7 protein-coding genes and 2 pseudogenes are annotated in these 7315 nt (G+C 47.4%); 3 read left to right on the forward strand and 6 right to left on the reverse strand.

The genetic code is table 11. The features are described 5' to 3' along the window. Positions 1-159 precede the first annotated feature (159 nt). Positions 160-510 carry a hypothetical protein gene (locus C5470_RS20815; RefSeq protein WP_207627063.1) on the reverse strand — a complete coding sequence of 117 codons (351 nt, stop codon included), beginning with the start codon at positions 508-510 and terminating at the stop codon, positions 160-162. Between the two features lie 222 nt (positions 511-732). Here C5470_RS20815 and C5470_RS20820 point away from each other — a divergent pair. Together C5470_RS20820 and C5470_RS20825 are read left to right on the forward strand one after the other, a co-directional pair. Next, positions 733-1162: pseudogene (locus C5470_RS20820) on the forward strand (ISKra4 family transposase); the annotation flags it as partial. A gap of 26 nt (positions 1163-1188) precedes the next feature. Continuing rightward, positions 1189-1599 (forward strand): annotated as a pseudogene (locus C5470_RS20825) (DDE-type integrase/transposase/recombinase); the annotation flags it as partial. 156 nt (positions 1600-1755) lie between these two features. Here C5470_RS20825 and C5470_RS20830 read toward each other — a convergent pair. From C5470_RS20830 to C5470_RS20850, 5 genes are all read right to left on the reverse strand, one after another. Then, positions 1756-2088, reverse strand: a complete 333-nt coding sequence (locus tag C5470_RS20830; protein WP_166291658.1) for a hypothetical protein — start codon at positions 2086-2088, stop codon at positions 1756-1758. A gap of 769 nt (positions 2089-2857) precedes the next feature. Beyond that, the gene (locus C5470_RS20835) at positions 2858-3970 is read right to left on the reverse strand and encodes a ribosome-inactivating family protein (protein WP_166291660.1); all 1113 of its coding nucleotides are present in this window, start codon (positions 3968-3970) and stop codon (positions 2858-2860) included. A 318-nt stretch (positions 3971-4288) separates the two neighbouring features. Next, positions 4289-4576: a type II toxin-antitoxin system RelE/ParE family toxin gene (locus C5470_RS20840; RefSeq protein ID WP_036845044.1), complete on the reverse strand. Its 288-nt coding sequence runs from the start codon at positions 4574-4576 to the stop codon at positions 4289-4291. After that, the gene (relB, locus tag C5470_RS20845; protein WP_036845045.1) at positions 4573-5022 is read right to left on the reverse strand and encodes a type II toxin-antitoxin system RelB family antitoxin; all 450 of its coding nucleotides are present in this window, start codon (positions 5020-5022) and stop codon (positions 4573-4575) included. The genes C5470_RS20840 and relB overlap by 4 nt, the downstream gene beginning before the upstream one ends. 294 nt (positions 5023-5316) lie before the next feature. After that, positions 5317-5892, reverse strand: a complete 576-nt coding sequence (locus C5470_RS20850) for a recombinase family protein (protein WP_166291662.1) — start codon at positions 5890-5892, stop codon at positions 5317-5319. 711 nt (positions 5893-6603) lie between these two features. Here C5470_RS20850 and C5470_RS20855 point away from each other — a divergent pair. Next, positions 6604-7233, forward strand: a complete 630-nt coding sequence (locus tag C5470_RS20855; protein WP_207627064.1) for a reverse transcriptase domain-containing protein — start codon at positions 6604-6606, stop codon at positions 7231-7233. The last annotated feature ends 82 nt before the right edge of the window (positions 7234-7315 follow it).

A 7315-nucleotide genomic window follows, 5' to 3' on the forward strand; every position in this document is an offset into this window, starting at 1 on the left:
GCGGTAGCTCTGATATTATGGGTGATGTTTAGCCTGTTATTCGGACAAATAACAGGCACTAAAGAAGGGGAGCTGGATTCAATTTGACGCGTTGAAAAAATGACCTCAACCCTTTTGCGACACCCTCCGATGAGCGGGGTGTGGAAACGGGATTTATGGTCAGAACAGTAAGGCACCGTCAATCGAAAGAGGCGGAAACAGATATGCCTGACCTACAGAAATTACCGCGCCACATCTCGACTCTACCCCTTTCGCCAAACGCCCCCTACTACGGAGCCATCTGCCCCTGTGCCCCGCATCGGTACTCAGGCGCTTGCAGGTTTTCTGCTTGACGCCGCTCCCTTCACATCGAGACGACAGGTTCCCACGTTCCATGCCTGAGCCTGTGTTGTGCTCATGCTGTCTATATGCCGGATGCCGCCCAGCCAGTAACCAGATAACCGCTGGACTTATCACACGCCGCTTAGAAAGCGCGTTTTTGACATCATCTTGTTCCTTTCGACACTGCATCTACAGTTCACTCTCGTTCATCTTCACAACACATACATGGCGCATCTGACTGCGCCTTTTCCCTGACGCTCACCACCACCGCTCTTAACGGCAGCAGCTCAGGGTAGTTTGAAGGCTGTGTCTGGACACCGCCTCCGAGGGGCCGCCCCTCATCTCTCGCACAGCATTGCACCCTTTATTTGCCACAGGGTGCATTCGTGGCACACCTACGCCGGAACCCCAACCAGTACAAAATGGTATCTCTGGCATGGCAATGTGATTAAGGCATTAGAACAGCTAGAGGATTGTGCTGAGATGTGTGATGAGGACATCTCGCATTATGATAATAAGAAATCTTTATCAAAACATATCGATGAAAATGTACACCTACATTGAAAATAACAGCATGATGATCCCGAATTATGGTGAAATGTACCGCTATGGTGAACCCATGTCCTCTTCATTTGTTGAATCGACGATCAATGAAGTGATTGCCAAACGGATGGTGAAAAAGCAGCAGATGCAATGGGGCCAGCAAGGTGCGCATGACTTACTCCAGACCCGCGCAGCTGTACTTAATGATGATTTGAAAACCCAATTTGAGCATGGGTATCCGGGCATAAAATTAGGTGACGAAACGGAGCATTCTTGGACAGAAAAGATTGCGGCATAAGTGCCCCACAGATTTTTATGGTCTCAGGTCGTACCATTGATTTTTATCTATTATCCCGGCGTAACAGCAAAGCAGCATACCAGTTTCTGGGGAAAATTTTAAACAACGTGAAACAGTGGCAGATCCCGCGCTCTATCAATACTGATAAGGCTCCGACATATGGCCGGGCGCTCGCTTTGCTCAAACGCGAGGGGCGGTGTCCGCCTGACGTTGAGCATCGGCAGATAAAGTACCGGAACAACGTTATCGAATGCAATCATGGCAAACTAAAACGGATCATCAGCGCCACGTTGGGGTTTAAATCGATGAAGACCGCTTACGCCACAATAAAAGGCATTGAAGTGATGCGTGCACTGCGCAAAGGTCAGGCCGAGCCGTTTTATTTCGGCCATCCCCTGGGCAAGATGCGTCTGGTGAGCAGAGTCTTTGAAATGTAAAGCTTCATCACTGGAAAGAAGCTCGTCCGTTCTCATATTTGCAACAGTGCTAGCTAGGGAGGGGGTTTGCCGGGAATATTGACATCCACTTGGAAGTAGACATTTGGCACCAATCAGCCAGTTCGACCTTAATTTACCGGCGGTTATATTTTTTATTTAATCTGCCTGTAGAAGAATCGAGCTAAATTCTCCTTTACCTACGCAGTAAAGCGTAATTTTACTACCGGTAGAATAGGCCGTTAACAATCCGGAATAAATTAACTGTACATGCGGTTTGTCCAAATGATCAATATGTAGAATGTGTGCAGCAGTAGAATTCACCTCTTGAATTTTCACCTGCACTCGGCGCTCTCCACCCCATGTCGGCCCAACCTCAACAAGATAACCCGTTAGGTTCTGACCACGTCTTTCGCAATTGCTGGCGTGAGCTAAGGTAGGAAATATGAAAAAGCAAGCTAATGCAGTCTTGAGCAACCAGTTCCGGCCCATTGACAAATCTCCTTTATTTTCTGTATAGAACCCAGAATCCTAAACATTTTTCTTGACAGGGTCAATAGATTTTATCTCCTGCTTTTTTTAATATTTCGGGGTTCTACGCCGGACAATGGCATTCGGTTAAGGAAACAACGATGTGATAAAATAGGGTTTAAATGGAGAGCATAAAAATCTATGGTCGCCCCCGTTTTTGCAACACTCATTTTGATTTATGATGGGCTTGCTTAAATGGAGAGCATGAAATTGTGTGGGGCACTACATTGGTGTTTATGCTGCTATAGCTAATGTAGAACCATCAACCGTACTCCGACTAGCTCATTAATTCTGATGCGGAGAGCATTTAAACGATTGCCCCACGGATTTTTATGCTCTCCTTTTATTACTTAACCTGGCAAGAATATTAGGAAATGATTGTTATCACAAAGACGATGCGGGTAAGGGTATCAATGACAAGGATAATAGGGATAATGAACGGAAACTGAACTTTAAAAACTGTTTATTTTTTATTGTCAAACACCTCCCTCTGATCATTCAAAGTAGGTTAAAAAAGCATTTTAAATCATTTTATTACCTACTTCACAAGTATATAACAAAGATGACCCAACGGGTGAGACCAGGACGACACTATCCACGAAAATCGATGAAACCCCGAACACGGTGGAACTCTTTTGATGCGCCGGCAAGATCTTAACCGAATGCCATTGTCTTCCACTGGACCCCTAGCTGGTAAGGGGGAAGGGGTTTTTTGTCACACTGACTGTTATCAGAATTTTAGTCTAAGCCCGTCGGCATGCTCGAATTTGACAGGGATATGATATGACGTCCTATCCCAGATTCTGTTGCCATTCCCGATCACGTTTTCCATTGAGCAAACGGGAACGTCTCCCCCACTTACTTTTTCTCCCCTAGCTGCCGGCCGAGAAAAAAAGGAGTTGGTCCTGTTGTTTGGTGCGCAGTGCGCTAGCATTGCTAAGACCGAAGCTATTCCGTCTCGCCCGGTCAGTCTGATGTTCGAATTATTATTACCAGCATAGACACTTGTAATCGGTTGCCTTTCCTGGGTTAAGCCTCCAAAGCGCGTTGCTGGGCCGCTTAAGGCTTCCCAGTTAAGAGTCAAGGAAAATCCTGTTGCATTATTTCCGAGATTTGTGCTTTGCAGGGTGTAGTCTGCACCTGTATCTAGAGACCGACCAAAATCATCCGCAATAACGCGAAACCTAATGGCCTCAGCTACAACGGTAGCGTAGCTGATTATCGCCCTTGCTTGTTGTTCATCGAGAGCTATAGCGCCAGGAGCTATGCGTTCCAAATCTCCTGTTGCTCGCTCAAGGGAAGCTCTCGACATTGGAAGCGTACCTCGAGATAGGATGCCGTTTGATGCGGGACCCGTATTCGAAATTCTGGCCACTCTCGCCAATCTATTATAGTTACTGCTAGTTCTAAGGGTGTTTATGCTACTAACGCCAAATGGTAGTGGGTACTCAGGTAGGTCCTCGAATCTGTGGTAAACAGAGCGTCCATTCGATAAGACGATAAATCCAGCAATGTAAAAATCCCACCTTTGCATCACCAGTTGAACATTTGCACCATCTGAATTATCACCTTCGCGTGACACATTATATAATCTAACTATGCGGTAATATGAATCACCCGGACCTCCAAGTGAGTCGAAAGGGTACGTAAGTCGGACGGTGTGTCCCGAGGCAGACAGCATGTTATTAGAAGTGCCGCTCATGTTGCGTATTGCTTCTATATCGGATAAATAGTTCTTTCCTTTGTCAAAATGAATGTCGACGTAATAATTTTTACCTGAAATTGCGCAGTTATTTATTGCAAGCAAGAAAAAACACATGATGAATATAGGGATGCGTATCATGCTGTCCTCTATTTTATATCGTTTGGTTTCTTTGACCATGGTAGTTTAAATTCAGGTTCATAACAATCGCAATCGAGCCGCACGGTTGTAAAGCCGAACCATACGGGGCATAAGAACCTTTAGGAGAGCATAAAAATGTGTGGGGCACTTGAGTTGTTTGGCTGTAAAATAGATAATTCAACCGGATTATAACCCATGAATACTTATACCGTTAAGTGGCTCTCCTCCAGTCAACCCTCTGGTTTGGCGACGCTTTAGGGGTCCAGTGGAAGAACCCCCGAAAATGATGAGTGAAGGGTTCTTTCGCCGGAAATTGTGTCACTTGGTTGGCGGCCATTGCTGTGCAGCATGGAGGACGCGCAGCACTATCACTGAGCTGCTTTCGTCTTCTATGCGACAAACCATCACATAGTTCGGTCGCACCACGATTTCGCGAGTGCCCCGCACACGGCCCGCTTTGTAGAGTTTCGGGTTTCGTGCTGCGATCTCAACCTTGGCTTTGAAATCCTCATCCAATTCAAGTGCCGCCCGGGGGTTGTCCTGTGCAATGTAATCAAAGATGTTTTCCCTGTCAGCCTCTGCCATCGGTCGCCAGACAATCTTCATTTGTTCCCCATACTCTTGCGCAAAGCTTCGCGTTTCGCGGCAAACCTGGCTTCCACGACCTCATGCGGAATGTCAGGGCGCGGATCATCAATACTGGCCTGGATCTGTTCACGGAACCAGGCATCATAGGCGGCAGCCTCATGCGCTCGTTTCAGGGCTTCGGCGCGATCGGGTCGCCGGGCGGTAGTAATGGTGTCGGGCGTATAGTTCGACGAATCCACATCGAAACGGGCAATGCCAATGTCCTTTAGGTACGACACCAGTGTTTCAAAACGGCGGAAGAGCCGCACATTGCGACTGCGCTGCGCGGCCAGCGGGCGCTCCAGCATCCCGTACTGGACCATGACGGCCCATCCGCCAGGCTGGCCGACGATGTGTGCCCCCCGGACGGCACCGGCTTCAACCAGGCGGGACAGCGTAGTGTGATCGATGGTTTCTGTTGACATAAAAGTGGCCTCTGTAAGAAACGCGGTGCGTTTGATAGATATCATTATTGCAAATTACTATAAATCGCACAACAATCAACAGAAGCTGGCGGTTATTGTTTACCATAACACCACATTACGCGCCCTGACTCGTCATTTTCGAGGGTTCTTCCACTGGACCCCTGCAAGACGCAGATTTCGTAGTTGATCCGGTTGATGCGCTTTTCGCCCTGGTTGTCCTCATCTTGAGCAACTGGGTTTCCTCGAACTTTAAACTCCAATGCTCTGCAAGTTCATCAACATCCCAAATTCGTTTCATTGGCCATCATTCTCGTTATTATCGGACTTTAAATAGCGGTAAAAGGTGGAGCGGGAAATATCCAGCGTCTTGCAAATATCGCCTATTGAGTAACTTGGATCGGCGTGCATCTGCTTAAGCAACTTAATGTTTTTTGGCTGATCCAATGACTTGGGACGACCACCTTTCTTGCCTCGGGCGCGTGCCGCTTCCAATCCGGCGTTTGTCCGTTCCCGGATCAGATCACGCTCAAATTCAGCCAAGGCACTGAAAATATGAAACACCAGTTTGCCGCCGCTGGTTTGCGTGTCGATGGCTTCCTGGAGGCTGCGAAAGCCAATACCTTTTTCTTTGAGGTCGTTAATGGACTCGATCAGGTGCTGGATGGATCGGCCCAGGCGATCCAATTTCCAGACCACCAAGGCATCACCTTCCCGCAAAACCATTTCGGCGTCTTTGAGACCGGGTCGCGCTGTCTTGGCACCGCTGGCAATATCCGTGAAGATTTTGTCGCAGCCAGCTTCTTTCAACGCCTTGATTTGCAGATCCAAGTTTTGAGACGGGGTTGAGACGCGAGCATAGCCAACTAGCACAAAAATTGCTCCTGAAAATGTGTCATAATCCGTTCGGAGAGATAAATATTGACATTTTGTTTTTAAGATGAGTATTGAAACACAAAAACACTTGGTTTCACAGAAAAATTAGCGGCGGTCGCAACTGTGCAAAAAACGTTCGTATTTGATACAAAAGAGAAAGAGGAAAAAGTTGGCGGTTATCAGTGTGTCACGAACACTTCTTATGGAGTGGAACTGTACGTTAGATGAGGGAAGGCCCCTCGAAGCCGTTTTACAGGAAATGGCTTCAAACCACCTTAAGCGGCTGCCATTAAGAGTGGTGGTCGTGAGCGTTAAGGAAAAGGCGTTACTTTAAACGTCAGGTGGGATGCTGTGGAGACGAACGAAAGTGAATCACTGATGAGTTGTCGAAAACAACCCAGATGAGGTCAAAACCGGGTACAGATAACTACCTGGGACAAGGGCAGAAGAAACCTGTTTACTGACTGCCCGGCCTCCGGCACAGAGGTGGCGTGACCCAGCATCAGGCTTACGTGCGGAACGTGAGAACCTGTCACCCGAATGTTAAGGGAGTCACTCAAGCAGAAGACCTGCAAGAGTCAGAGTACCAATGTCGGGTACAGGAGCGGAACAACCTGTAGTAGTGATGAGCAGGCTGTAATGGCGTGGGAGCGAAGGGGTTGTATTGTTCAGTGTAATTTATTGGTCAACCACCGTTGGGAAGAACCAATGACAAACACAAAGCCATTTGATATTTCGAAAAGATTGGTATGGGAGGCGTGGAAACGCATCAAATCCAATGGGGGAGCCTATGGTGTCGATAACATATCAATAGAGGCGTTTGAAAGGAGACTTTCGAACAACCTTTACAAAATATGGAATCGTATGTCATCCGGTAGCTATTTCCCACCATCAGTAAGGCGGGTGGAAATACCCAAAGACAATGGAGGCACGAGACCTCTGGGGGTACCCACTGTTGGTGATCGGGTCGCCCAGATGGTAGCCAAAATGGTATTGGAACCGAAGCTGGATCCCTTATTTCATCCAGATTCTTATGGTTATCGACCCGGTAAGTCAGCCATCGATGCTGTACGGGAAGCACGGCGTCGTTGCTGGAAGTACAACTGGGTCATTGATCTGGATATTAAAGGATTCTTTGACAACATCGACCATGAACTGATGATGAAAGCTGTTGAAAAGCACACGAACAGTGAATGGATCAGGCTGTACATCAACAGGTGGCTCAAGGTGCCAGCGTTACTTGAAGATGGGACGGAGGAGACAAGAGATAAAGGAACGCCACAGGGTGGCGTTATCACGCCCCGAACGCAAAAGGTAATTTTATCTTCGAACGAATGATCTCATTTGATCGTTCATATTTTGTCCTTGATTCACGTCTTAAAAGGTAATATTTTTATGTCTTATGTCGAGATCAACAAAT

The sequence above is a fragment of the Photorhabdus stackebrandtii genome (assembly GCF_011189495.1).
In the GTDB taxonomy this organism is placed as follows: domain Bacteria; phylum Pseudomonadota; class Gammaproteobacteria; order Enterobacterales; family Enterobacteriaceae; genus Photorhabdus; species Photorhabdus khanii.

What these genes read in the sequence shown, in the direction of transcription:
- C5470_RS20815 (WP_207627063.1), bottom strand. Translation starts at nt 510, where the DNA reads ATGCAGTGTCGAAAGGAACAAGATGATGTCAAAAACGCGCTTTCTAAG.
- C5470_RS20830 (WP_166291658.1), bottom strand. Translation starts at nt 2,088, where the DNA reads ATGGGCCGGAACTGGTTGCTCAAGACTGCATTAGCTTGCTTTTTCATA.
- C5470_RS20835 (WP_166291660.1), bottom strand. Translation starts at nt 3,970, where the DNA reads ATGATACGCATCCCTATATTCATCATGTGTTTTTTCTTGCTTGCAATA.
- C5470_RS20840 (WP_036845044.1), bottom strand. Translation starts at nt 4,576, where the DNA reads ATGAAGATTGTCTGGCGACCGATGGCAGAGGCTGACAGGGAAAACATC.
- relB (WP_036845045.1), bottom strand. Translation starts at nt 5,022, where the DNA reads ATGTCAACAGAAACCATCGATCACACTACGCTGTCCCGCCTGGTTGAA.
- C5470_RS20855 (WP_207627064.1), top strand. Translation starts at nt 6,604, where the DNA reads ATGACAAACACAAAGCCATTTGATATTTCGAAAAGATTGGTATGGGAG.